Genomic DNA, 22,960 nt, shown 5'->3' with positions numbered 1-22,960 from the left:
CGTTAACGCTCTGCCTCTTGGGAGGGGCTGGTGTTAACCATAACGCAAATCTCTGACGGCACTCTGCATCCATCGCCGGACACGGCGGGTGGTGGTTGCCAGAGCAGGACACGGGAATGATCCCGGCATGCGACGGCAAGGTGAAACAGGAACAAGACAATGCCCTTTGCAGATTACGCTATCGACCTCGCAGCCATGCTGGGACCGGATTCGGCCCCGGAGGAGCTTTACCAGGCAGGACTGGTCTATGCGACCGGACTGAATGTGGACGTGGACCTGATTGCCGCGCACAAATGGTTCAACCTGGCCGCGCTGCGCGGTTCGGACGACGCCAAGATACAGCGCGCTGAACTGGCCGACATGATGAGCTCGGATGAAGTCAAACAGGCGCTCCAGTCGGCGCGTGAATGGCTCAAGCTGATGAACTAGGCCATTGCGGCCGGACCAGGGGCGGATGCGTCCGTCCCGGTGGGCTGTTAAGCTTAAGGAATTATCAAACGCCGGCATGCGATCCTGATACTTCACGCGCTGTGAGGAGCCGCAATCGACATGCCCGTTTCCGAGGCCCCCAACCGAGAACCGGCGGGACATGGCATGATGCGGGTATCCGCATCGCGGCCACGCCTGGGGACCGCGGACCTGATTGTGCAGTTCTGGCGGGCCAAGTGGCTAATGCTGCTGGTGTTCGTGCCGGTATTGGCGCTGGGCCTGGCTGCGGCCCTGTCGCGGCCCGTCCAGTTCGAATCGCGCGCGCGCCTGATGGTTGCGCCGGCCGGGGCGGCAAACAATGACATGCTCGTGCAGCCCGAACTGGCATTCCTGCACAGCCCGGTGGTTATCGAGCGCGTTCTCGACCGGTTTCCGATGTCACGGCTGTATCCTGAGATAAACGCGGCCTGCGAGACGCGCAGCCGTGCCGTTCGGGGGGATGCCGAGCGGCTTCGGCGGCTCGCGGCGGAGTGCCGCCAACTGTGCATCGAGGCCATGGAACGCGATTTTCGCGCCTCGGCCTCCTCGCGCGCGCCGGTCATTGCCGTGCGTTACCGGAATGAGGATGCAGAGACATCGGCGGAAGTGCTGAACGCGCTGATCGGCGCCTATCTTGCCTATCGCACGCAACTGCTCGCGACGCCGGAGGCGGTTGCGCCCGAGATTGACCGGACGGGTCTGGAAATGCGGTTGCTGGAAGCCGAAACGGCCCTGGGCAAATTCCTTGAAACACAGCAGATCGGACACCTTGAGTCCGAGCGCGAAACCGTGAACGCGCTTCACCAGGCGGCTCGCCATGACCTGCAGGAAGCCGGGTCACAATTGCAGCAGGTTGAGAGCCAGTTGACGGCGTATCGCACGCAATTGAAGTCAATCCGGCCTCAACAGGAATTGTTCGTCGAGGATTCCACCGCGCAAACGCTGCTTGACCTGAAACTGCAGCGGGAAGCCATGCTCGTGGATCATTATCCGGGATCGCAGGAAGTGCAGGACATGGACCGGCGCATCGAACGCGTTGAGGCCTTCATAGCGACGCTGGACGGCCCCGTGGGGACCGTGCGGACCGGACCCAACCCACGCTACGAGCAGATATTGTCGATGATCGACGGGTTGCGGGCGCAGGCGGCGGCGCTGAAGGACAGGCAGGCCGGCCTGGTGCAGCAGATTGCAGGCCTTAAGGCGCGTCAGGCCGAACTGGCCGGTCTCGCGCCGCGCTATGGCGAGCTGATGCGTAAACGCGACGTATTGGAAGGCGAACTGCTGGTTGCTGCCGGGCGGGGCGAAGTGCCGGGGGCGGAGCGCCCTGACGGAATCAAGGTTCTGGAACCGGCGAGCCTTCCGGTTGAGCCCGTGCCGACACAGTCGATCATGGCAGGACTGGCCTTCGTGCTGGCTTGTCTTGCGGCGCTGATTGCCGGATTGATGAAGGCGCTGACGCGCACGGGCTTTGCGACGCGGCGGTCGGTTGAGCGCACGCTTGACCTTCCCGTGCTTGCGACGGTTCGGGAGGTTTGACCCGGGATGCGTGATCTGCGAGCGGATCTGGCCACGCTGTGGAGTGTTGCGACGCGGTTGCGCCCGGCGCAGGGCGCCCGCAGCATCATGTTCGTCGCGGCGCGCTCGGGAGAAGGCACCAGCAGCATGGCGGCCTCCTTTGCGCTGATGGCCGCAGAGCATGTCACGCGCACGGCCTGGCTGGTGGACCTCGACCTGATGCACAACGCGGCGCATCAGTCCTTCGACAGGGGTTTTGTGGGCAAACTGGCGCGGCCGGGGCGAGCCTATGATGCGTCGCTCGGATGCGCGCCGATCTATGCGTTACAGCCTGCAGGCGTTGGTGGCAGTGCCAAGTTGCTGACGGCATGTCCTGTGACGGGGACGCGCCTGCTGGTCACAAGGTTTCGGACAGAGCGACTCGCGGCGGGCCAGCGCGCGCACCTGCGCTCTGAGCCTGGCTGGTGGAAGGCCTTGCGACGGTCAACCGACTGGATTGTCGTGGATTCACCGGCGCTGGACCGTTCTGACGTGGCGCTTGATGTGGCAAGCGAAGTGGATGGCGTTGTGCTGGTTGTGCAGGCTGAAGTGACCAGGGCTGAGGAGGTTGCAGAGGCGCAATTTGCCATCGAGAGCCGGGGCGGACGCGTGATTGGCGTCGTGCTGAACCGGATGCGCGCCGATGCGCGGCTGGCCGGGCGGATTGCGAGCTGACCTGTTGTGCGTCTGGTGCCGGGCGGACGCGTGATGTAGGCAGGTCGTCCACCATTGAGGACTATGGCCTTGTCTGCACCCGACCTGATTGACGGCGAATACGACTACATTGTCATCGGGGCGGGATCTGCCGGATGTGTCGTCGCTAACCGCCTCTCAGCCGATCCGCGCAAGCGCGTTCTGCTGCTGGAGGCTGGCGGGAAAGACAACTGGATCTGGTTTCACATCCCGGTCGGATACCTGTTCGCGATTGGCAATCCGCGTGCCGACTGGATGTTTGAGACTGTCGAGGAGCCGGGCCTGAATGGGCGCAAGCTGTCCTATCCGCGTGGCAAGGTGCTTGGCGGCTCGTCAGCGATCAATGCGATGATCTCGATGCGGGGACAGGCTGCGGATTACGATCACTGGCAGGACCTGGGCCTGCCCGGCTGGGGCTGGTCTGACGTTCTGCCTGTGTTCAGGCGAATTGAGGATCATTTCCTTGGTGAAACGGACCATCATGGCGCAGGCGGCGAATGGCGTGTCGAGTATCCGCGTGTGCGCTGGGACATTCTGGACGCCGTGCGCGAGGCGGCCGCACAGATGGGCGTTCCGGCAACGGATGATTTCAATACCGGCGATAATGAGGGCGCGGGGTATTTCCACGTCAACCAGAAGCGTGGCCTTCGATGGTCAGCGGCGCGCGGCTTCCTGGAGCCGGTAGCGCGCAGGCCGAACCTGCGTATCGAAACCGGGTGCCTTGTGGATCGTCTGGTCATGGCGAATGGGCGCGCAACAGCTGTCGCCTATTTGCGGAACGGGAGCCCGCAACTCGCGATGGCCAAAGGCGAGGTGATCCTTTGCGCCGGGGCAATCGGATCGGTTCAGATTCTTCATCGCTCGGGCATCGGGCCGTCACAATGGCTGGCAGCCGCTGGCGTGGTGGCGGTGATTGACCGGCAAGGTGTCGGCAGAAACCTGCAGGACCATTTGCAGCAACGCGCGGTCTTTCGCGTGACCGGATCCAGGACACTCAACGAAACCTATCATTCCCTGATCGGACGTATCGGGATGGGGCTGGACTACGTTGCCCGGCGGCGCGGGGCGCTGACCATGGCGCCATCGCAACTAGGCATTTTTGCGCGGTCTGATGCAGGACAGGACAGGCCCAATCTTGAATTCCATATTCAGCCCCTGTCACTGGACAAATTCGGAGACCCGCTGCACCGCTTTCCAGCGATAACGGCCAGCGCCTGCAACTTGCGGCCAACGTCTCGCGGGGAAGTCGCGATTGTTTCGCCTGCCGTGGACGAGAAGCCCCGGATCAGTCCGAATTACCTGGCGACGGCGCAGGACCGGTCCGTTGCAGCGGATGCGATCCGGCTGACGCGCAGGCTGATGTCGCAGCGCGCACTGGCGCGCTTTCATCCAGACGAGTTTCTGCCCGGCCCCGCAGTCGACGATGACGATGTGGCCCTGGCAAAGGCAGCCGGCGATATCGGCACGACGATTTTTCACCCGGTCGGTACTGCGCGGATGGGCAAGGCCGATGATCCGATGGCGGTGGTTGACGTGAACCTGAAAGTCCACGGCGTTGACGGTTTGCGCGTCATCGACGCATCGGTGATGCCGACCATCGTGTCAGGGAATACGAATACGCCCACGATCATGATTGCCGATAAGGTGTCGCGCGAGATGGCGAGTGGCCGTTCGTGACCGGGACTAGCGGAAACACTCTGCGACCTGGGCCAGCCAGCGCCTGACTTCATCGCCTTGCTCATCCACTGAATTGCCATGGCGCACGAGGATGAGGTCCAGTTCCGGCACAAGGACCGTGTACTGGCCCTTGAAGCCATTGGCCGAGAAACTTCCTGGTCCGCACATGCCGAGCCACCAGTGCGCGCCATAGCCAAGTGTCTCCTCTGGCGGCGTTTCAGTCGGTGTGCGGGCATAGTCTACCCAGCCTTCGGGCAGGATGCGCTGTCCGTCCCATGCGCCGTCACGCATGTAGAGCAGGCCGAAGCGTGCGAAGTCACGCGCCGTCGCGTAGCAGAAGGATGACCCGATGAAGGTTCCCTGCGCGTCGAATTTCGGCAGGGCCGACCGAACACCGATGGGGTGGAACAGGGCGTCGAACATCCAGGACCGGAACGCAGCCCCGGTGGCGCCGACCGCTTGCGCCGCGCAGCGGGCGATGATGTTCGTGGTTCCACTTGCATAGCTCCAGGTTGTGCCGGGTTCATGCTCGAGCGGACAGTTTGCGGCGAAGCCGGCCACGTCCGTCTTGCCTGCGCCGAACAGCATCTCGACGACATCCGAGCCGCTATCTTCGACATAGACTTCCGTGAATTTCAGGCCGCTGGACATGCGAAGAAGCTGGTCGAGTGTAATGTGGCGGCGCGGATCATCCTCGTCCTGCCATTCGGGCACATTGGCGGGCGCATTCACGTCGATCCGGCCGTCGCGTGCGAGGATGCCGATCAGTGCGTGCGTGATGCTCTTGGCTTGCGACCATGACGGGAAAGTGCTCTCGGCTGACAGGTCGCGCCAATAGCGCTCGCTGACGATACGGCCTTTGTGGACGGCAAGGAAGGCGTGGGTTTCGCCCATGATGTCCGGGGCCGGGTCGCTGAAGGCGAGACCAAGCAGGTCGTCAAGCCCGGCCGCGTCAACCGTGTCAGAGAGATCCGCGACCGGCCAGTCCGCTGTTGGCCATGGCGTTGCTTTCGGTTGCGGGGGAAGGCCGGGAAGCGAGGTGTGTCGGGTCATGAACAGGTCCATTGGCGGCAGGAGTGGGGGGCGAGGAACGCACGCCAGTGGACATGGGCTGGCCTGCTGCGTCAACGGTGTGGCGGTATGTGTCCCTCATCCACCGCACGCGTTCCGCCATGGACAGTGGGCCATTCTCTGACCGGGATGGCCTCGGAATTTTTCGGGCCGTTCCGCAAGGGAACGCCTTGCAACAAAATTAGAACGCGTTCTAATTCGAGTTACAAGAATAATAATCTGGAGGAATAGTCATGCCGGTCGAAAGCCTTTCACGGGTTCGAAAATCGATACTCCCTTCCGAGGGGGACACCTGGGCTGAAATTGCGGGCCAGGAGCTGCCCGGTGTCGCCGAGGATGAGGCGGTGTCAAAGCTGCAGAGCTGGAACCTGCACGTCTTCATGCGCGCCGCCGCGGGGATGGGACGGGCCGGCTCGGCCAATCCAATTCTCCCCAGCGACGTGATCTTCGTCGAGCCGCCGCTCGCAAACGGATGAGCGGCGCCGTCATCAGTCGTGTTCAGCTTGCCGCAGCCCATGATGGCGAAGCCGAACTCACGGTGACGCTGCGCTTCGAGAATGGCGGCGAGTCGCCCGTCGCGCTGGACGAGCATGCGGTACGGGTCCTGATGGAATCTTGCCGCGTGGAGCACCCCGACCAGCTGGTCGGGAAAGGGTGGGGACACGTGCGCGATGCGCTTGAAGCGTCCTCGAACAGATTCATGAATTCCAATTCAAATGATCAGTGAGAGAAGGATATGACAATGTATGATCTTGTCATCAGAAACGGAAATATTGTCGACGGTTCAGGCGCACCTGCCTACAAGGCAGATGTGGCGGTCAAGGGAAACCGGATTGTCGAAATCGGCACTGTAGCCGGCGCTGCGCGAGAAGAGATCGACGCGGCGGGTAAGGTGGTTGCACCGGGATTCATCGATCCGCATACGCATTTCGATGCGCAATTGCTGTGGGACGGATGTGCCAAGCCGGCCCTGTCGCATGGCGTTACCACGATCGTTTCAGGAAACTGTTCGCTGTCGCTCGCGCCGCTCAAGGCCAAGCACAGGATGAAACTGGTCGGGATGTTCAACCAGATCGAGGAGATGCCGCTGAAGGCCTTCAAGGAAGGCGTCGTGTGGGACTGGGAGACGTTCAGCGAATACATCTCGCGCATCCGCAAGGGCCTGGCCATCAATGTGGCGCCGCTTGTCGGCCACAGCGTGATCCGCCTCTGGGTCATGAATGACGCTGCCATGGAGCGCACCGCGACCGACGCGGAGATTGCCGAGATGCAGGGCGTGCTGCGTGAATGCCTCGAAGCGGGTGCGGTCGGCCTGTCGACCAGCTATGTCGACATGGATGAGCGCCTGCAGCCGGTACCGAGCCGTTTTGCGGATGCCAGGGAAGTCGATGCGCTGGCAAGCGTCCTGGGCGAATATGGCCGTGTGCTGCAGATCGTTCCTGAATTCTACGATGCCGACCTGACGATCGCACGGCTTGACCAGCTGGCGGAAACCTCGCTCAAATACAATATCCCGACGACTTTCTCGCCCCTTTTCCTCAATGCGGACAATGTTGATGCTGTTGCACGGGTAATGAAAAGGGTTGATGAACAGTTCGCCCGGGGCGCCCGCGTGTGGCCCCAGGTTCAGACCCGGCCGATCGACATCAGTTTCAGCTTTGCCGTTCCAAGCCTGTTGTTCATTCGGTTCCCGTCCTGGTATCACATCATGCGGTTCGGCACGCCGAAGGAGATCATGGCGGCCTTTGCGGACACGGAAAATCGCAAGAAACTGATCCAGGAAGCAGAAGCGCTTGCGCCACTGTGGCCGAACCTTGTTTTCCGGCATGCGAAAACGGACGCGAACCAGAAATATATTGGCCAGACGCTGGCTGAAATCGCCAAGCAGCGCGGAACCACACCCGTTGATGCCATGATCGACCTGTCACTCGAAGAAGAACTGGATGCCCACTTCCTGGCGTCCAGCATGGGGCACAATGACTCAGACGCCGTCGGCGGTCTTCTCAACCATCCGCACGTCCATATCGGCGCGAGCGATGGGGGCGCGCACATCCTGTCCTTCTCCACATATGGGGATACGGGATACCTATTCTCCCACTTCGTCCGTGATGTGAAGGCCATGAGCCTTGAATCTGCCGTGAAGAAAATCACGTCTGACACGGCCGCCATTTGGGGAATCCCTGAGCGTGGATTGCTTCAGGCCGGCTACGTCGCCGATATCACGGTCTTTGATCCTGCGACCGTGAAGCGCGGCGAAGAGAAGTTTGTCAATGACGTTCCCGGTGAGGGATATCGCTACGTCCGCGATTCCCACGGTGTGGAAACAGTCATCGTTGGCGGTGGCGTGGCCTGGACAGCTGTAGACGGGTACAAGGAAACATGCGGTGAAATTCTTCCCGGTGCTGAAGACCGGAAGGTTGCCGCATGAGCTGGCCGGGTGTCACCGAGCGGCGTATCGCGACCAATGGCATTGAGCTGAACATTGCGGAAGCCGGGGAAGGGCCGCTCGTCTTGCTGCTGCACGGGTTTCCAGAATCCTGGTATTCCTGGCGCCATCAGTTCAAGCCGCTTGCGGATGCGGGCTATCACGTCGTTGCGCCCGACATGCGCGGCTATGGCAAGAGCGACAAGCCTGCGGAGATTGAAGCCTATAACCAGGTGGAGGTCGTCAATGATATCATCGGGCTGATTCCGGCACTTGGAAAAGAAACGGCCGTCGTGGTCGGGCATGACTGGGGCGCGCCCACGGCCTGGGCCTGTGCCTTGAATCATCCGGGTGTGGTGCGCGCTGTTGGGGGATTGTCTGTGCCCTTCATGCCGCGTTCGCCCGTGCCGCCAATGTCGCTGTTGCGCGAAATGTTCAAGGGGCAGTTCTTCTACCAGCTGTACTTTTACGAGCCGGGCGTGGCCGAGGCAGAGTTTGAAGCGGACATACGCATGGCCTTGAAGAAGTTCCTCGTCATGGCGGGGGGAGAGACAGATCTGTCTGCGCTTCCAGCCAAGCAGGAAGGCGATGACATGTTCTCCAATTTGCCTGAGCCGGATGAATTACCTGAATGGGTGACAGAGGCGGACCTCGATTTCTATGAGGGGGAGTTCAGGCGTTCGGGTATGCGCGGTCCGCTCAATTACTATCGTAACCATGACCTGACCTGGGAGCTCACCAAAGACGCTCCGCAAACGATTTCGCAGCCTGCGTTCTTTATCGCGGGCGACAATGATGGTGTTGTCATGATGGCTCAGGAGGCAATCAAGATCATGCCACACTTTGTCACCGACCTGCGGATGAATGAGCTGATCCCGAATATCGGTCACTGGACCCAGCAGGAAGCACCGGAGGCGGTCAACGATCTCATGCTTTCCTTCCTTGAAGAGTTGGACGGATGAGCGAGACGGTCCTTGTTGTTGGCGCAGGTATTGGAGGTCTTTGTACGGCGCTGACTTTGGCGCCAACAGGGCGAGCCATCACCCTTCTGGAGCGCGACGGGCCGCCGCCGGGTGATGATCCTGATGTCGTGTTTCAGGATTGGCGCCATACGGGCGTCGGTCAGTTGCGCCAAAGTCATGCCTTCCTTGCCCGCATGAGAAAGATGTTCAAACGGGATCACCCGCAATTGCTTGAAGACCTGCTCGCTTCAGGTGTCCGCGAGCTGCCATTTGAGTCGATGCTGACGGAAGCGCAACTCGGATCCTATCGGCCGGATGCCGGTGATGCCGAACTAACCATCATTACGAGCCGGCGAACCACGCTCGAACTGGTGATGCGCCGATATGTCGGAACGCTGCCAAACGTGACAATCCGCCCGGATTTTCTGGTGCGGCGCCTCGTGACCGAGATCTCGGAAGATGGCGTTGTCGATGTGCGCGGGGTTTCAGGTGAGTGCGGTGGTGAGCAAATTGTGCTGGAAGCGGACGTCATTATCGATTGTTCCGGCAAGAGCGGATTCCTGATCGATCAGATCAAGGAGGAATCGGCCCACTTTTCAGAGGAGCAGGAATCATCGGGAATTCTCTATTTTACCCTGCACTACCGGCTCAAACCCGGCATGGAAGAACCACCACGGATCGGCAACCCGCCGGCGACGGGTGATCTCGGCTTCCTGAAGTTTGGTGCCTTTCCCGGTGACAATGGCTGTTTCTCGATCACTATCGCGGTTCCGGACGTGGAGATGGAGCTTCGCAAGGCCATCCTCGATCCAGACTTTTTCCACAATCTGACCCTGCAATTGCCGGGACTGGTGCCGTGGACCAATGCCGACCGGTCAGAGCCTGTCGGGCGCGTGCACGGCATGGGGGACCTTATCAGCCGGTGGCGGGATGTCGTTGTCGACGGCAAGCCTGCGGCGCGCGGCTACTTTGCTTTGGGCGACACGCTTGTCCGCACGAATCCGCTGTATGGGCGCGGCTGTTCCTTTGCGGCGGCGAGTGCGCAGCTTCTCAGATCAACGCTCGAGGAGTCGGCGGATCGGACGGCCAGGTCACTGGCCTATCACAAACGGTTGCATGAAGAGCTGCGCCCCTACTACATCAACCAGCGTACACAGGACCGTTCAGCGATCAAGCGCGCCCGCCAGGCGCTGACGCCCGGATACAAGAAGAGTTTCCGCGCAAGGCTTATTGAAAGCTTCTTTGAGGATGGGGTGGCGATTGCGGTGCGCAATGACGTCGATCTGCTGCGCGACGCGATGCGGGGTTTCCACATGCTCGAGCATCCCAACAAGTGGCTGGGGCGGCCGCGCAACCTTGCCCGGGTCTTTTACTATTGGGCGCGGGGGAAGAAGCGAAATGCAGCGGCCTACCCACCCAAGCCTGGGCCTGAGCGCACCGAGATGCTGAAAGCATTGTCAGTGAACTTCCAGTCCGACATTGACCGTATCGCGCAGGGAGCGTGAGCCAGGATGGCGGACACCAGAACAGTTCTGACAGACGAACCCGGCAAGCGCGAGCAGGCAAAAGCTGAGCGCCGCTCTCGGATTGTGCGGGCTGCGCGAGACCTGATCAGGGAGACGGGCGACACAAACCTTTCCATGCGCATGATCGCCAAGCGGGCGGACGTGAGCCTGGCCACGCCTTACAATCTGTTTGGATCCAAGCATGCGGTCGTGCTGGCCGTGTTTGAGGACGAACGCGACTTCGCCGAACGTTTTGGAAAGTTGAAGGCGGACAATGCCATCGACCGCCTTTTCGATGCCCATGCATTGGCAACCAGCTATTTCACGGAAGACCCGGACTTCTACCGCCCGCTCTGGAAGGCGCTTCTGGATGTTCAGGGGGCCAACGATACGGGGCTGGCGACGCCCGAGCGGCTCGCGCGCAACAGCCGGGCGTGGGAAGCACTCATCCATGACGCTCAGGCTGATGGCTTGCTGGACCCGGCCTTCCCGGCAAGCATGCTGGAACATACGCTGGCATTTTTTTCCAATGGCGTGATGCTGTCCTGGTCGATGGGAACGCTTGCAACTGACAAGCTTTTGCCATCCGGGGCACTTGGCTACGCCCTGGCGCTGCGCGGGGCTGCCACCCCGAAGGGCATGGCCATCCTGGCAGGCAGGATCCACGGGCTTCAGGATATGCTGGAAGGATCAGATGCACTTCCATGCGAGGCTTTCAGTCTCACGTAAACCGGCCTCGAATGCTCGCGCAGGGATACGGGTTTGGCGATGAGAAGGCCGCCGTGACTTTTACGTGCCGACCATTGTGGTTCGCCGCCAGTCAGGGAGCGATTGATGAGGCAACCGCAAACGCCCTTGCATTCTATCTGCTCTTGTCCGGCAATATCAGAACCGCGCAGCCGGCCTTTTTAACGACCTCTCGGCTGACCGATGGATCAAGCACCCTTTCCAGCCAGTTTCTGTCGCGTGAGCCAAGTACAATCAGATCAGCTCCCCAGCTCTCGGACTCAGAGACGATTTCCATTGCCGGGTGCCCGGCCCGCACAGTCTGGTCTGCCTTCATCTCGGGTGAATACTGCTTCAGGATGTCGTCAATCATTGCCTTGCGGCTCTGGATGGTCGGTTCCGATACCTGCGCAACACTCATGATCGGCGTGTCAGCCGCTGCAAACCGAATGGCCGGAGACGACGGTTCAAGGACCGGCGTGATCACGTTCAGTATGCGCGCTTCAGCCTCGTGGACCTTTGCAATGGCCAATCCGGCTCTGGCTATGTTGGCCGCTTCTTCACCGTCATTGGGCAAGGCGACAAGAATTTTATTGAACAGTCGAGCCATCAATTACGCCCCCTTGTTCTGCTCTAGATCCTGCAAAGCGATCTCGATAGCCTGAAGGTTGGGCCTCTTCCCGCCATCCATGCTTTCGGCTGTGGCTCTGGAAAGCAGCTCTGCGTCCGTTTTCATCGAGCGCAAAACGCGTCTTTTCTCATCGTGTGTTAGTCTGGCGTCTGCGAGCACGTGTTCAGGATTCTCATAGTATGTCTGCGGCGTAAGAATTCGCTTGTCTACATAATCGTTTTCCATCTCTCCTTCTTCTTTCCGAAGCCGGACTTATTGGCGCACAGGTGCAGAGACTCCGACTTCCCGGTTGATATGGGGATGAGGCATCATTTTTCAACCGAAATGGAGCGTTCCGCTTGGTCGATGAATTAGTACGTCTACGGTTTTTACCGGGCTGCAGGAAACGAATGCAGGCGAGATCTTGAAGTTGTGGGAGGGGTATTCGGCGGCCTGTCGAGGCCCGAGGCCAGGAAAAGTCACAGAGGCGCGGTTCATCCTGACAGGCGGGAACGGGGCCTTGTGATTTCCGGACTGATTGGGGCGTGCGCCTGCTGGTGATGGGTTGGGCACCGCCAGTCATCATGCATGGCTCTGTCTGAATGCGTGAACGCGCAGGGCCGGCCAACCTTAAAATATCGTCACATGGCGTGATCGTAACTGGTGACGGTATCATCGACGACCTATTCTGCCATCATGGATGGCGGGGCATTTGTGTTCGTCGTGATTGGAGCCTCCCGATGTTTTACCCAGACGTACCTGCCCGCCTTGCATCAATACCGCGACATAACTCGCCAGGCATGACGATCCCGGAATCCCAGGTCGAAACGGTTCGCTTCCTGACAGATCCCGAGACATTTGGCGGGCGCGCCCCGACATACTTCGATACGGCAGTCTCACACCTCGTCGTCGATGGCCGGGATGTGTTCATTCTGCGCAAGCCGGTAGAGGTTGGAGATTTCAAGTGTGCCACAGTCCACGACCGGTGGGAGTGGTGTGAAGCGCAATGCATGCGTGGGGCCTCAAGCATCGGCGCAGTATTGGCACGTCCGCTGCCCATCGCGCGGCGTGAGGGACGACTGTTTCTTGGTGGTCCGGGCCGCATTTGCGACTGGGTGCTCAAGATCACGTGTCAATCTGTCCTGGCGGAGCCGGGATTCATCACTTTGCATCGCGCAGCATGAAGCGCGGCCTTCGGGCGAGTTGCGGTTCGAATACTCGCCCACTTGATGTGATGACGCCATTGGGTGCCCACTATATATACCGTGCCTGACAGTACGCGCGGCCGTTCGCGCAGGGCAAGGAACCGGCAATGTCGTCAGAGCGCTTTGATTGGGATAATCTGCGGGTCTTCAGGATCGTTGCTGAACTTGGCAGCATGAGCGCGGCTGCCACGCGTCTGAGCGAGTCACCCCCAACGATTGGCCGCAAGATTGATGATCTTGAAAAGGCGCTTAATACACGATTGTTGATCCGTTCGACCCGCGGTGTCGAACTGACAGATGCGGGCAAGATTGCACTCGGGCATGCGCATGCCATGGCCGAAGCGGCCAGACTGATCGACGATGAGGCGTCGGGCAAAAGTCAGCCGACGGAAGGCATGATTACGATGGCGACCGGCGACGGTCTGGGGCCGTACTGGATCGCGCCGCGCCTTCCGGCATTCCATGCTGAAAATCCGCGCATCCAGATCAAGATGAATATTGTTTCGGGTGTGCCTGATGTCGAATCCGGCGAGGCCGACATCGGTATCCAGTTCACCGAGCCGAAGAGCCATGACATCATTTCGCGGCGATTGGGCACTCTACACTATATCAGCTTTGCATCGCGCGAGTATCTCGAGAAGCAAGGCGAGCCGGCCAGCATTTTCGAATACTTTCGGCATAAGTGCATCCTTCATCAATCCTACGTAAACCAGATCGAACGCTGGGCGCCGAAGATGTCGGAACTCAAGAAGATGATCAACTATGCCTTTGTCACCAACTCGGCCAGTTCAATGATCGAGGTTTGCAAGAATGGTGGCGGGATTGCGCTTTTGCCGTCTTATATCGGGGGCGTCGCGCCGACGCTGGTCCCGCTCGAATTGCCTGAAGTCGCACCGATAGAATTCTGGATGACGTACACCGAAAGAGTCTGGCGTCAGCCACAGGGAAAGATTGTGCTAGAATGGCTCAGAGCCATTTTTGAAGCGGAGGATGCGTTCTGGTTTTCAGAACATTTCATCCATCCCAACCGGGCAGCGAATCGTGAGGAAGCTCTGAAGCCCTTTACGCCACCCCCACATTCAGCCGGCTGACAGGGCCTTCAGTACGCGCGCCATGGTTTCGAGTTTTTCAGTCGATTTGGTCCGCTCGATCCAGTCATGACATTCAGCGCGCACTTTTACTGCCGGATCCAGCGGGCTTATGGCGTCGTCATTCTCATCTTCAAAAAGGTCGGCAATCGGAACGCGCAATGCCTCTGCCACGACGGACAGCATTCCTGCGCTAAGACGGTTCGTTCCGGTCTCATATTTTTGCAATTGCTGGTGGCTGATACCGAGCTCTGTCCCGAGCTCTGCCAGGGTCCGGTTCTGGGCGATTCGAAGGGTACGTATCTTCCCCCCGACACGTTGATCAACCTTGGTTGGCGCGCGGGAACTGGACTGTCTTGGCTCGTGCTTCACAATAAACCCCTTCAATTTGACCAATGCATTTCGCGCTACGGGTGTTTAGGCAACAGCTGCACTTGTAAAAAAAATGAAACATGAGGTGCGTTTGTATCCCTCATGCCGTTGGACCTGCTACTTGAGAGGGAAACAAGCCCCAATATTCATACCTTTGGTTTCAAATGGCAGATTTCACGAAGATCGCGACTAATAGTCTTTTTTCCACCTAATGGAGAGTTTGTTCTCGCCAGTTGATGTCGTTTCGGAAGTGACCGAGACTTGGTCAACAGGTTCCCATTCGACTTCCACAGAGCTGCCATCGGCGCCGGCGGCGTTCAGTTGGAGGTAGACGTCTTCGGCCAGGTACTGGCCAACACCCAGTTCGGCATTACCAGCGTCATTCGCGCCGATGGACAGGCGATCCACGCCAAGTACGGCTTGCAACTCAGCGGCGGGGTCGAACCCCGCGTTCCGGCCGCTCAGGCGGGCAATTGAGGAGGCCAGCTGCGCAGCCTCCACCGGGGACAGGTCAATCGATGAACGCCCGAACAGGAGTCGGGACAGGATTTCATCCTGCGGAAGGTCGGGTGTGCTCGACAGCTCGAATACAGGCTGGGTCGGCTTGCCCGAGACTTCAACACGCGCCACAAAACCATTCACGGACCGATTGGCCGAAATGTTGATGCGGGCTGTGTCCAGCGCGCCATTGAATGTGATTGCGCCCGTGTCGAAGACAAAAGGCCGGCCCGCAAGATCAAGGTCTCCACGCAGCATGGTCGCCGTGCCATTGAGGTTGACATCGGAGGCGGTCCCGGTCGCGGTCAGGTCCAGGGCCCATTCACTGTCCAGTCCGCGACCGGTAACATAAACGCGGCGTGTCGCATCGAGATCAAGATCGAGCTTCAGTGATTGCCGCAGCTCACTGGGGGTATTCGTCGGATCGTCACCTTCACTCCAGCGGACGTCGATGGCCTTGGGCCCGGCAGATGGCAGGTTGTCGAGTGAAACGCGTGCTTCATCCACGAAGAGCTTGCCCGATAACAGGCGGCCCTCCTTGTCCTGGGAAAACGCAACTTTTCCGCTCAGGCGCGCGATGTCACCATTGCGCTCATAGACCAGAAGGCGAGACAGATCTGCGCTCAGCCGTCCTTCATCCTGGCCGAGCGTGCCGTCCAGCGTAATCGTTCCATTACCTGCGCTGCCGCCGGATCCATTGAGGCTCAAAGTCCGGTCAGCATAGGAGGAATTGAGCGCTATCCCGGTCAGCCGCAGGCCGGTTGCGCCAAACTCGTAGATGCCATTTGAAACGTTCGCATCACCCGCGGCGACCGGCTTGGCCAGTGTTCCGGAAAGGGTCGCGCTCGCATCAACCCGTCCGCCGATATCGTGACCATAGGCGAGGGCGGCCGAGTGAAGGGCGCCCAGGTCTCCGTTCAATGTTGCGCGGCCTGTAAGGGGCTTTTCGCGATCAAGGCTCGCAAGGGAGTCTGCCGATGGTATGATCGGCAGGGCGACATCCGCAACGAGAACGAGGTCGTTTCCATAATTGCTTCTGGCATTGACCTTCATTGCGCTGGCATCAAGGCGCCCGGTCAGGTCCAGCGTCAGTGATGTCTCCAGACCCGGAATCGGACTTGTCGCCGAAAAGGCAAATGAGCCGGTGGGTGACAGGCCGATCGGCCGGAATTCGCCCCGGCCATTCAACTGCGCGTCGACCTCGCCGAGATTGGCCATTGCGAACAAGGCGCCGAAATCGACGGCGTTGACGTCAACGGCGAGAAGGGCAGTCTCACCAGCGCCGGATAGCTCGGCCTTCACTTCGCCGCCGAGGATGGAGAGACGCCCATTCAGGTCCGGGCTTTCGCCGAGGCGCCAGCGTGCCGGTTCGGGCGTGCTCAGTAGTTCGCCAAGGGCGGACCCCGATAGACTGAAGGTTCCGTTGGGCGCCTCGCCCGAGAGGTCGGCCTGACCGGAAAATGTGAAGTTGAACGGTCGGGTCGGCGCATCGCTTCTGAGGCTGACTTTGAAGTCGTACCCGTCCCTGTTGTTCTTGATGTCAGCCGAGAAGGAATCAAGTTGGATGGCGGCGGGCAGTCTGGCACCGGTCCCTTCAGCATGGGCGACGATTGCGATCGGGTTCTGACCTTCCTTCAGGATGCTGATGACGGCTCTCAGGCTCTCGACCTGGACGTCATCCGTCTTCAGGCCATCGCCATCGGCATTCAGCGCCACGACCAGGTCACCCGAATTACCAATCTCGGCCCGGCCCGAAAGCGCGAGTGGGCCATAGGATCCGGAAATTGCCTCTATGAGAGTTGCGCTGTCTGCGCGGGTCAGTTTTGCCGTCAGTTCCAAGGCCTCTCCGGCAAATTGACCGGTCAGCGAGAGAGGCCCGGACACCTGTCCCTCGGTGAGGGTCAATGTGGCGCCCGTCGTGACACTGGAGAGGTCGCGGGAGGCGATGTTGAACACGCCATCGGAGGACGTGATGCCAATCTCATGTGCACCAGATGGTCCGGACACGGAGACGGTGCCGGCATGAAGGTCGAAACTGTTGCCGCTGATGGAAAGTGGTTCCGATTGCGAAAAGTCAAATTGCAGGGAACTGACGCCATCAATCTGGTAGTTGCCGCTGCCATCAAACCTGACCCCGTCGCCTTTCACGGCAGCTTTGCTGATTCGTATTGCCTTGCCGTCGATTGCGAGCGATGCGCTGACATCTGGCGCCGAGCCAATCAGCGGAGCGACACTATCGGGAAGCCCTGAGAAATCAGCGACGGACAAATTGGTTTCAATTTGCGGTTTGCTGAATGTGCCTGACAAGCGAAATGTACCTGACGCGCGCCCTTCAAAGTCGCCTGGCAGGCTTTTCAGGGCCTGTTCGATCGTGCCGCGCAGGCCCAGGATACGGTCACCTGTTCCCACAGTGCCTGATGCGGTTACCATTCCATTGGGCAAATCGAGCGCGGAAGGCTTCAGGGTCAGAACGCCTGTTTCGCGCGCGTACACCCCGCTGGTGACAAGGTGTGGCTGCTTGCCGATCAGGCCAGCCAAGCTGTCATTCCCGGCGAAGACGCCTTCGCCCGTCAGGTCCGCCTTGAATGGAATTCGCTCAGGTGTCAGCGAGGCAGAAACCGGGCCGGCAAGACGCGAGAAGGGCAGGTCAGCGCCTTCATGTGCCACGAGCTCCGCAGCGCCCGTGTAGGTGGGCAAATCATCGGCAATATCGACCGCGCCATCCAGTTTCAGGTTTGCGGAAATGCCGGTGAGATCAGAAAAGCCCGTGAAGTCGAGATTGACGGCGACTGGTCCCATCAGCGCCCTGGTATCGGTGTCGGCGGTGCCTTTGGCCGTCAATGCACCCGATGCCAGTGTCGCCGACAAGTCGAATACCGTCTCACGCTTACCGATACCTGCATCCAGAACAAAGCGGGCGTTTGCCCCCAACATCTCTTTTGCGACATCCGGCAAGGGCAGGAGCGTGCCATCAAGGTCGGCATTCGCCGTCAGGCGCCCGTCGACAATCTTTGCAGTCATCGACGCGGCATTTCTGCCAGACACTTTCAGCAGGAAGTATCCGTCGCCTTCTTCCAGCGTGCCATCGGCTGATGCTGTAAAATCAGCATCCTGATTATCTGGCAGGCGAATCAATGTCGCGAAAGTTCCGCCCGCTGGTGCCGTGCCGTCTGCGACAAGCTTAATATGGCCTGCGGAATCACGGCGCGCGTCAATCTTGAGGCGGTCGCCAAGGCCCTCCAGCGGCGCGACATCCAGTCGGGTGCTTATGCCGCCACTGCGGTCCGTGTTGAATGCGCCTGAAACGCTGAACGCAGCGGCGGGGCCAGCCACGCCCTCGGCCAGCGACAGTTTGGCGATGCTGAGATCGTCCAATTCGACCGCCCAGCTGCTGCCACCTTCGCTCTCGCCTGATGGCATCTCTGGCCGCCTGAGGACCGAAATCTCCTCCGCGCTGGCCAGATTGAGATCGACCGTTCGGGACAGAAGCGCGCGCGGGGTCCATTTCAGGCTGAGGTCCCGTGTATCGAGCCAAATGCCGTCTGCGTCCGCGATCGACAATTGTTCCAGGTGCATCTGCGTCAGGGGATCCCCTGTCAGGCCAGACGCAGAGATGCGCCCAAGACTGCCGATCTCGCGGCCGTCAATCTGCGACAGGACATAGGCGCGACCGCCGTCGCTGTTGATCCACAAGCGAAGGCCCAACATGACGGCCAGAATGAGAAATATGATTGCCAGCGCCCCGGAAACGAACGGATGGCGGCGTATCATGTCAAGCGTGGAGCGGACCCTGGTCATCAGAAGGATTGACCAATCGAGACATAGAACTGGACAGGGTCTTCCCCGTCGCGCCGGTCGAGCGGAGTGGCGATGTCAACGCGAATTGGACCGAAGCCCGGATAATAGCGCACGCCGACACCCACGGCAGTGCGCAGATCACCGAAGACGTCTTCGACGCTGCCTGCCGCTGCACCACTATCGACGAACAGAACGTATCCAAGCCTGTCGCTCCGACGCCAGCGCAGTTCAGCTGACATGTCGAACAGGCTTCGTCCGCCGATCAGTGCGCCGGTTGAATCGCGGGGCGACAGGCTCTGGTATTCGAACCCGCGAACCGATCCGCCCCCACCGGCAAAGAACAGGCGGTCCAGCGGCACAGAGTCCGATCCAAGGAACGCACCAAGTTCGCCTCTCAGTGCGGCAACGAAGGGGCCGTCAGCGATCTTGCGATAGGTCGATCCCGACAGTAGCATCCGCGTATAGCCTGCGGTTGCATCGCCGAGCGACAGGCCGGGTTCAACCCCCAGGAATGCCCGGACCCCCTCTTGCGGATCGAGTGGCTTCTTCACGGTAGAGTAGGTCGCTGCAAGCGGGAAGGAAAGCGTGTAGAGTTCCCGGGGCTCGAGAAGGGCGCGAAGACGCAGTTCCTTGGTGCGGGTGGCATCGAGCGACGCACCGGCCGACAGCGTGAAATTCTTGTTGAACGGCTGTGAGAGCGCGGCACCAAACTTGATACCCTGCAGATCGTAGGCATCCGTCTCTTCGCCGCGTACACCCGCCTCCGCAGTCAGCGTGCGTCCGTATCGGCCGATATTGGGGCGGGTATAGGTTGTGGCGAGCTCACGCGCGAGCGTCGCGACTTCGGCCTGCACACGGAGCGTGTCTCCGGCGCCCGTTATGTTCCGGCGTTCCCAGAAGGCGTCGGCGCCGACGCCGTCCGTGGTTGATGCCGTGACGCCCGCGCCGATCGAGCGCTGCTTGGCCTCGCTCAAGGTGAGGTTCACGGGGTAAAGGCCATTGTCGTCTGGTGTCTCAGACACCTCTACGCCGATCCCGTCAAACAGGCCGCTGCTGCGCAGCCGGAGGCGAAGTTGATCAATCTTCTCGGCAGAATAGGGGTCGCCCGGCGTCCAGGTGCGGAAGACGCGGATCGCATCGGCATCCGTGCCGCCGGTCTCCGTCATCACCATGTCACCCAGGCGCACGAACGGGCCTGGACGCAAAGCGTAAGTCAGTTCGACGGTCTTATCCTTGCGCGATGCCAGTACATCGATGCCATCGCTTTCGGCAAAGGCATGACCACGATCTCGCAAGGTGCGCACCAGCCTGCGGTCGAGATCTTCGATATCTGAAGTCCGCGCGGGCGCTCCCGGGGAAAGCTTTTGCTTCTCCGCATCAAGTCTGGCCTGCAGCGTATCGCTGACCGGCGTGGCGAGCGTTACACTCACGGAAGCGATGCGGAACAGGTCGCCCGCTGACACATCCAGTCGGGGCTTCTTTTCGACCCGTTCGACAAGTTCAGGTGAAACGTCTGCAGCGAGATATCCTTCGGACGCGAGAAACTCCTCCAGCGTGTCTGCGGACATGCTTGCCCGGTTGCGCGCCTCCAGGACGCTGCGCGGCGCAGCATGATCGGTTTCGAGTACGGTCTTGGCCCTGGCCTCCAGGCCGGCCGGCACACCATCGATCTCGACAGGCACTTGGCGAGCGGTGCTGCCAATGCCGTTTGCATTGCTTCCGGGAAAGCCGGCGCAGGCGGTTACCGCACCCATAAGGCACACGCCCGTAACCGGGTGCGTCAGGACGCTCCCGGCCACTGTTGTAAGGCGCGTCAGCCGTTGTGCCATCGAAGAATTCACCATCCAGATCTGAATGCGAGGATTGCGCCAGTTTTCCTAAATGAAGGCTGAACTGGCTCGTTTGACCTGAAGATAGGCGATATTACGGCCATTTTCGCCCCAAACACTGCAGGTTAATCCGGGATTCTGCAGGAAAGACATGCGCTTCTGCCTCGTGCGGGAGACAGCAGTACGCACAGCACTCTCCGTTTGCCAGCTTGCCTGGATACCCCGTATGATTGGCAAACTGAATCTTAGCGGGGCAATGAATGACTTACCTTATGGTCCTGGGCGGCCTTATCCTGCTTTTCATTGGCGGCGAGGCGCTTGTGCGCGGATCGGTCAGTGTCGCGCGCAGGCTCAACATTTCGGAATTGGTCATCGGCCTGACGCTTGTCGGTTTCGGCACGTCCGTTCCGGAACTGGTCACCAGCCTGCGGGCGATCGGGCAAGATGCCGTCGGGATTGCGGTTGGCAACGTGGTCGGGTCGAACATCGCCAATATCCTGCTCGTGCTCGGCTTGGCGGCAGTGATCCGCCCCATTCTGACCAATCCGCGGGCCCTGGCCCGTGATGGCATGATCATGCTGGGCGTGACGGCGCTGCTCTGTGCGCTGATCTGGTTCGACATGTTTACGCGGCCGATGGGCGTGGGCCTGCTCGGCCTGCTGCTTGCGTACCTGGCATATTCCTTCATCGCCGACCAGCGCCGCGATAGTGATGCGGCCGCTATGCACGCCGCTGAAGGTGAAGTGGTCGAGGCGAATTATGGCTTGGTTGTCGGGTTGCTCATTGCGCTGGGCGGGTTGGTCGGTGTCATACTTGGTGCCCGGTTGCTGGTCGATGGCGGCGTGGTCATCGCACGGGACCTGGGGATCAGCGAAACGGTCATCGGCCTCACAATTGTGGCTGTGGGCACCAGCCTGCCTGAGCTTGTGACCTCTGTCGTGGCGGCCTATCGTGGCAAATCGGATGTGGCTCTTGGCAACATAATCGGTTCCAACATTTTCAACGTGCTCGGCATTCTTGGCATCACGGCAGTCGTCCATCCTTTCACGCTGCGCGGCGATATCGCAGCTGAAGCGATGTCACAGGGGCGCGCTTCGAGCATCATTTCATCCACCGACATCGGTGCGCTCATCCTGTCAGTCTTCCTGCTCATGCTTTTCGCGATGACGGGAAAACGCATCGCACGGTGGGAAGGTGCGGTACTCCTGCTCGCCTATGGCCTCTATTTCGGTCTCTTGTTCGACTTAATCCCTGTCCCGGGAATCATACCTTATGGCTGACAATCCGATCTATCAGGGGCTCGGCCAGCTCGGCCAGCAAACCAGCGCGCCCCAAACACCAGAAGCAGCCCGCCTCGAACGCGTCCCCAACCCCCATGCGGGCACGTTCTACCTCACGCGTTTTGTGGCGCCTGAGTTTACCTCGCTTTGCCCGGTTACGGGTCAGCCGGACTTTGCGCATATCGTGATCGACTATGCGCCAGGAGAATGGCTGGTCGAAAGCAAGAGTCTCAAACTCTACCTGACGAGCTTCCGCAACCATGGCGCATTCCATGAGGATTGCTCAGTCGCGATCGGCAAGCGCATTCATGAGTTTACCGAGGCTAAATGGCTCCGCATATCAGCCTACTGGTATCCGCGCGGGGGGATACCGATCGATGTGTTCTGGCAGTCCGGCGATGTGCCCGCAGGCCTGTACGTTCCGGATACGGGCGTCGCGAGCTATCGCGGCCGGGGCTGACTTTACGCTGGCGCTGTCCACCGTGTGATCTTTTCGCGCATATCTGGCCGCGGCCGTTCCGGGCAGCCCATCGTGGCCGTTCCAAGATAGATGAACCCTGCGACGCGTTCGTCATCAGTCAGGCCAAGCAGTTTTGCCACGTCCGGATCGAATGCCATCCATTCGGACAACCAGACACCGCCCCAGCCAGCAGCATTTGCGGCGAGCAGCAGGTTTTGACACACCGCACCGGCTGACAATTCCTGCTCCCACACGGGTGTTTTGTGCGTCGGGTCGGGCGATGAAATGACTGCGACCATCACAGGCGCGCGCAGGGGCAGGCCCGCAGCGTCCAGAATGTCGCTGGATTCCGCATCTGGCTTATTCGCATCATGGATGCGGGCCAGCTGTTCGCCGAATGCCGTTCGGGCATCGCCTTCGAAGACGATAAAGCGCCACGGAGCCAGTTTGCGGTGGTCGGGTACCCGGGCAGCAACTTTCAGCAATTCGTCCAGCGCATCGGGTGATGGGCCCGGCTCAGCAAGGTGATGCTTGCTGGCGGATCGGCGCAGCGCGAGCAGGGCGCGGGCGTCTGCGCTGGGGCGTGCGGGCAGCATCGTGGTGCCGACAGGAGGTGCAGGGGGGAATAGGTGTGACATGGACGCTACATAGCGGGCCTGTATGGCTCCCGAAAGAGCAGGGTTCCATGTTTCTTCTTGTCGTACATGGAGGAGAAGACTAGGTTAGAGAACAGCGTTCA

General features: G+C 60.2%; 21 protein-coding genes. 14 read left to right on the top strand and 7 right to left on the bottom strand.

What is annotated here, in order from left to right:
• The first annotated feature begins 159 nt into the window (after positions 1 to 159).
• The 4 genes from ACQ66M_RS01490 (at position 160) to ACQ66M_RS01475 (ending at position 4,392) form a co-directional block, all read left to right on the top strand.
• Positions 160 to 429, top strand: a complete 270-nt coding sequence (locus tag ACQ66M_RS01490) for a hypothetical protein (RefSeq protein ID WP_350174942.1) — start codon at positions 160 to 162, stop codon at positions 427 to 429.
• 120 nt (positions 430 to 549) lie between these two features.
• Positions 550 to 2,004: a GumC family protein gene (locus tag ACQ66M_RS01485; RefSeq protein WP_430401481.1), complete on the top strand. Its 1,455-nt coding sequence runs from the start codon at positions 550 to 552 to the stop codon at positions 2,002 to 2,004.
• 6 nt (positions 2,005 to 2,010) lie between these two features.
• Positions 2,011 to 2,697 (top strand): hypothetical protein, encoded by a 687-nt coding sequence (locus ACQ66M_RS01480; RefSeq protein WP_430401480.1) that lies wholly within the window; start codon positions 2,011 to 2,013, stop codon positions 2,695 to 2,697.
• Between the two features lie 69 nt (positions 2,698 to 2,766).
• Positions 2,767 to 4,392: a GMC family oxidoreductase gene (locus tag ACQ66M_RS01475; RefSeq protein WP_430401479.1), complete on the top strand. Its 1,626-nt coding sequence runs from the start codon at positions 2,767 to 2,769 to the stop codon at positions 4,390 to 4,392.
• 6 nt (positions 4,393 to 4,398) lie between these two features.
• On the opposite strand, the gene ACQ66M_RS01470 is transcribed toward ACQ66M_RS01475, so the two are convergent.
• The gene (locus ACQ66M_RS01470; protein ID WP_430401478.1) at positions 4,399 to 5,445 is read right to left on the bottom strand and encodes a serine hydrolase domain-containing protein; all 1,047 of its coding nucleotides are present in this window, start codon (positions 5,443 to 5,445) and stop codon (positions 4,399 to 4,401) included.
• 251 nt (positions 5,446 to 5,696) lie between these two features.
• Between ACQ66M_RS01470 and ACQ66M_RS01465 the strand changes: the two genes are divergently transcribed.
• The 6 genes from ACQ66M_RS01465 to ACQ66M_RS01440 are packed head-to-tail and all read left to right on the top strand — an operon-like array spanning position 5,697 to position 11,084.
• Positions 5,697 to 5,939 (top strand): hypothetical protein, encoded by a 243-nt coding sequence (locus ACQ66M_RS01465; protein WP_430401477.1) that lies wholly within the window; start codon positions 5,697 to 5,699, stop codon positions 5,937 to 5,939.
• Entirely contained in the window at positions 5,936 to 6,190 is a 255-nt protein-coding gene (locus ACQ66M_RS01460) for a hypothetical protein (RefSeq protein ID WP_350174930.1), read from the top strand. The genes ACQ66M_RS01465 and ACQ66M_RS01460 overlap by 4 nt, the downstream gene beginning before the upstream one ends.
• 15 nt (positions 6,191 to 6,205) lie before the next feature.
• The gene (locus ACQ66M_RS01455) at positions 6,206 to 7,891 is read left to right on the top strand and encodes an N-acyl-D-amino-acid deacylase family protein (protein WP_430401476.1); all 1,686 of its coding nucleotides are present in this window, start codon (positions 6,206 to 6,208) and stop codon (positions 7,889 to 7,891) included.
• Positions 7,888 to 8,850: an alpha/beta fold hydrolase gene (locus ACQ66M_RS01450; protein WP_430401475.1), complete on the top strand. Its 963-nt coding sequence runs from the start codon at positions 7,888 to 7,890 to the stop codon at positions 8,848 to 8,850. The genes ACQ66M_RS01455 and ACQ66M_RS01450 overlap by 4 nt, the downstream gene beginning before the upstream one ends.
• Complete coding sequence (locus ACQ66M_RS01445; RefSeq protein ID WP_430401474.1) at positions 8,847 to 10,355, top strand: NAD(P)/FAD-dependent oxidoreductase; 1,509 nt, start codon at positions 8,847 to 8,849, stop codon at positions 10,353 to 10,355. Before ACQ66M_RS01450 ends, ACQ66M_RS01445 begins: the two co-directional genes overlap by 4 nt.
• A gap of 6 nt (positions 10,356 to 10,361) precedes the next feature.
• On the top strand, positions 10,362 to 11,084 hold the full coding sequence (locus ACQ66M_RS01440; protein WP_350174922.1) for a TetR/AcrR family transcriptional regulator: 723 nt from the start codon (positions 10,362 to 10,364) through the stop codon (positions 11,082 to 11,084).
• A gap of 133 nt (positions 11,085 to 11,217) precedes the next feature.
• Here ACQ66M_RS01440 and ACQ66M_RS01435 read toward each other — a convergent pair whose 3' ends face one another.
• Positions 11,218 to 11,691 (bottom strand): universal stress protein, encoded by a 474-nt coding sequence (locus tag ACQ66M_RS01435; RefSeq protein ID WP_430401473.1) that lies wholly within the window; start codon positions 11,689 to 11,691, stop codon positions 11,218 to 11,220.
• A 3-nt stretch (positions 11,692 to 11,694) separates the two neighbouring features.
• Positions 11,695 to 11,937: a hypothetical protein gene (locus ACQ66M_RS01430; RefSeq protein WP_350216518.1), complete on the bottom strand. Its 243-nt coding sequence runs from the start codon at positions 11,935 to 11,937 to the stop codon at positions 11,695 to 11,697.
• Positions 11,938 to 12,491: 554 nt separating this feature from the next.
• Between ACQ66M_RS01430 and ACQ66M_RS01425 the strand changes: the two genes are divergently transcribed.
• Positions 12,492 to 12,875, top strand: coding sequence for a hypothetical protein (locus ACQ66M_RS01425; protein ID WP_430401472.1), 384 nt, complete (start codon positions 12,492 to 12,494; stop codon positions 12,873 to 12,875).
• A 128-nt stretch (positions 12,876 to 13,003) separates the two neighbouring features.
• Complete coding sequence (locus tag ACQ66M_RS01420; protein WP_430401471.1) at positions 13,004 to 13,987, top strand: LysR family transcriptional regulator; 984 nt, start codon at positions 13,004 to 13,006, stop codon at positions 13,985 to 13,987.
• Here the strand turns inward: ACQ66M_RS01420 and ACQ66M_RS01415 are convergent.
• The 3 genes from ACQ66M_RS01415 to ACQ66M_RS01405 form a co-directional block, all read right to left on the bottom strand.
• Positions 13,976 to 14,356 carry a helix-turn-helix domain-containing protein gene (locus ACQ66M_RS01415; protein WP_350174914.1) on the bottom strand — a complete coding sequence of 127 codons (381 nt, stop codon included), beginning with the start codon at positions 14,354 to 14,356 and terminating at the stop codon, positions 13,976 to 13,978. The genes ACQ66M_RS01420 and ACQ66M_RS01415 overlap by 12 nt on opposite strands.
• Positions 14,357 to 14,545: 189 nt before the next feature.
• A complete protein-coding gene (locus tag ACQ66M_RS01410; protein WP_430401470.1) occupies positions 14,546 to 18,562 on the bottom strand; it encodes a translocation/assembly module TamB domain-containing protein in 4,017 nt (1,338 codons plus the stop codon).
• Between the two features lie 89 nt (positions 18,563 to 18,651).
• The gene (locus ACQ66M_RS01405; protein ID WP_430401469.1) at positions 18,652 to 20,406 is read right to left on the bottom strand and encodes an autotransporter assembly complex protein TamA; all 1,755 of its coding nucleotides are present in this window, start codon (positions 20,404 to 20,406) and stop codon (positions 18,652 to 18,654) included.
• Between the two features lie 335 nt (positions 20,407 to 20,741).
• Between ACQ66M_RS01405 and ACQ66M_RS01400 the strand changes: the two genes are divergently transcribed.
• The gene (locus ACQ66M_RS01400; protein ID WP_430401468.1) at positions 20,742 to 21,761 is read left to right on the top strand and encodes a calcium/sodium antiporter; all 1,020 of its coding nucleotides are present in this window, start codon (positions 20,742 to 20,744) and stop codon (positions 21,759 to 21,761) included.
• Positions 21,754 to 22,221 carry a preQ(1) synthase gene (gene queF, locus ACQ66M_RS01395; RefSeq protein ID WP_430401467.1) on the top strand — a complete coding sequence of 156 codons (468 nt, stop codon included), beginning with the start codon at positions 21,754 to 21,756 and terminating at the stop codon, positions 22,219 to 22,221. Before ACQ66M_RS01400 ends, queF begins: the two co-directional genes overlap by 8 nt.
• A 2-nt stretch (positions 22,222 to 22,223) precedes the next feature.
• Here the strand turns inward: queF and ACQ66M_RS01390 are convergent, their stop codons facing one another.
• Positions 22,224 to 22,859, bottom strand: a complete 636-nt coding sequence (locus tag ACQ66M_RS01390; RefSeq protein WP_350174904.1) for a nitroreductase family protein — start codon at positions 22,857 to 22,859, stop codon at positions 22,224 to 22,226.
• Between the last annotated feature and the right edge of the window lie 101 nt (positions 22,860 to 22,960).

This window comes from Hyphomonas sp. (genome assembly GCF_965284475.1).
Classification (GTDB): domain Bacteria; phylum Pseudomonadota; class Alphaproteobacteria; order Caulobacterales; family Hyphomonadaceae; genus Hyphomonas.
The sequence above is the reverse complement of the archived record's forward strand: the minus strand, read 5'-3'. Positions and strand labels throughout refer to the sequence as shown.

Bases quoted from the DNA above. Each gene is read 5' to 3' on its own strand.
- ACQ66M_RS01470 (WP_430401478.1), bottom strand. From the start codon at position 5,445: ATGACCCGACACACCTCGCTTCCCGGCCTTCCCCCGCAACCGAAAGCA.
- ACQ66M_RS01490 (WP_350174942.1), top strand. From the start codon at position 160: ATGCCCTTTGCAGATTACGCTATCGACCTCGCAGCCATGCTGGGACCG.
- queF (WP_430401467.1), top strand. From the start codon at position 21,754: ATGGCTGACAATCCGATCTATCAGGGGCTCGGCCAGCTCGGCCAGCAA.
- ACQ66M_RS01440 (WP_350174922.1), top strand. From the start codon at position 10,362: ATGGCGGACACCAGAACAGTTCTGACAGACGAACCCGGCAAGCGCGAG.
- ACQ66M_RS01410 (WP_430401470.1), bottom strand. From the start codon at position 18,562: ATGTTGGGCCTTCGCTTGTGGATCAACAGCGACGGCGGTCGCGCCTAT.
- ACQ66M_RS01485 (WP_430401481.1), top strand. From the start codon at position 550: ATGCCCGTTTCCGAGGCCCCCAACCGAGAACCGGCGGGACATGGCATG.
- ACQ66M_RS01465 (WP_430401477.1), top strand. From the start codon at position 5,697: ATGCCGGTCGAAAGCCTTTCACGGGTTCGAAAATCGATACTCCCTTCC.
- ACQ66M_RS01480 (WP_430401480.1), top strand. From the start codon at position 2,011: ATGCGTGATCTGCGAGCGGATCTGGCCACGCTGTGGAGTGTTGCGACG.
- ACQ66M_RS01400 (WP_430401468.1), top strand. From the start codon at position 20,742: ATGACTTACCTTATGGTCCTGGGCGGCCTTATCCTGCTTTTCATTGGC.
- ACQ66M_RS01445 (WP_430401474.1), top strand. From the start codon at position 8,847: ATGAGCGAGACGGTCCTTGTTGTTGGCGCAGGTATTGGAGGTCTTTGT.
- ACQ66M_RS01455 (WP_430401476.1), top strand. From the start codon at position 6,206: ATGTATGATCTTGTCATCAGAAACGGAAATATTGTCGACGGTTCAGGC.
- ACQ66M_RS01390 (WP_350174904.1), bottom strand. From the start codon at position 22,859: ATGTCACACCTATTCCCCCCTGCACCTCCTGTCGGCACCACGATGCTG.
- ACQ66M_RS01450 (WP_430401475.1), top strand. From the start codon at position 7,888: ATGAGCTGGCCGGGTGTCACCGAGCGGCGTATCGCGACCAATGGCATT.
- ACQ66M_RS01420 (WP_430401471.1), top strand. From the start codon at position 13,004: ATGTCGTCAGAGCGCTTTGATTGGGATAATCTGCGGGTCTTCAGGATC.
- ACQ66M_RS01425 (WP_430401472.1), top strand. From the start codon at position 12,492: ATGACGATCCCGGAATCCCAGGTCGAAACGGTTCGCTTCCTGACAGAT.
- ACQ66M_RS01430 (WP_350216518.1), bottom strand. From the start codon at position 11,937: ATGGAAAACGATTATGTAGACAAGCGAATTCTTACGCCGCAGACATAC.
- ACQ66M_RS01460 (WP_350174930.1), top strand. From the start codon at position 5,936: ATGAGCGGCGCCGTCATCAGTCGTGTTCAGCTTGCCGCAGCCCATGAT.
- ACQ66M_RS01435 (WP_430401473.1), bottom strand. From the start codon at position 11,691: ATGGCTCGACTGTTCAATAAAATTCTTGTCGCCTTGCCCAATGACGGT.
- ACQ66M_RS01405 (WP_430401469.1), bottom strand. From the start codon at position 20,406: ATGGGTGCGGTAACCGCCTGCGCCGGCTTTCCCGGAAGCAATGCAAAC.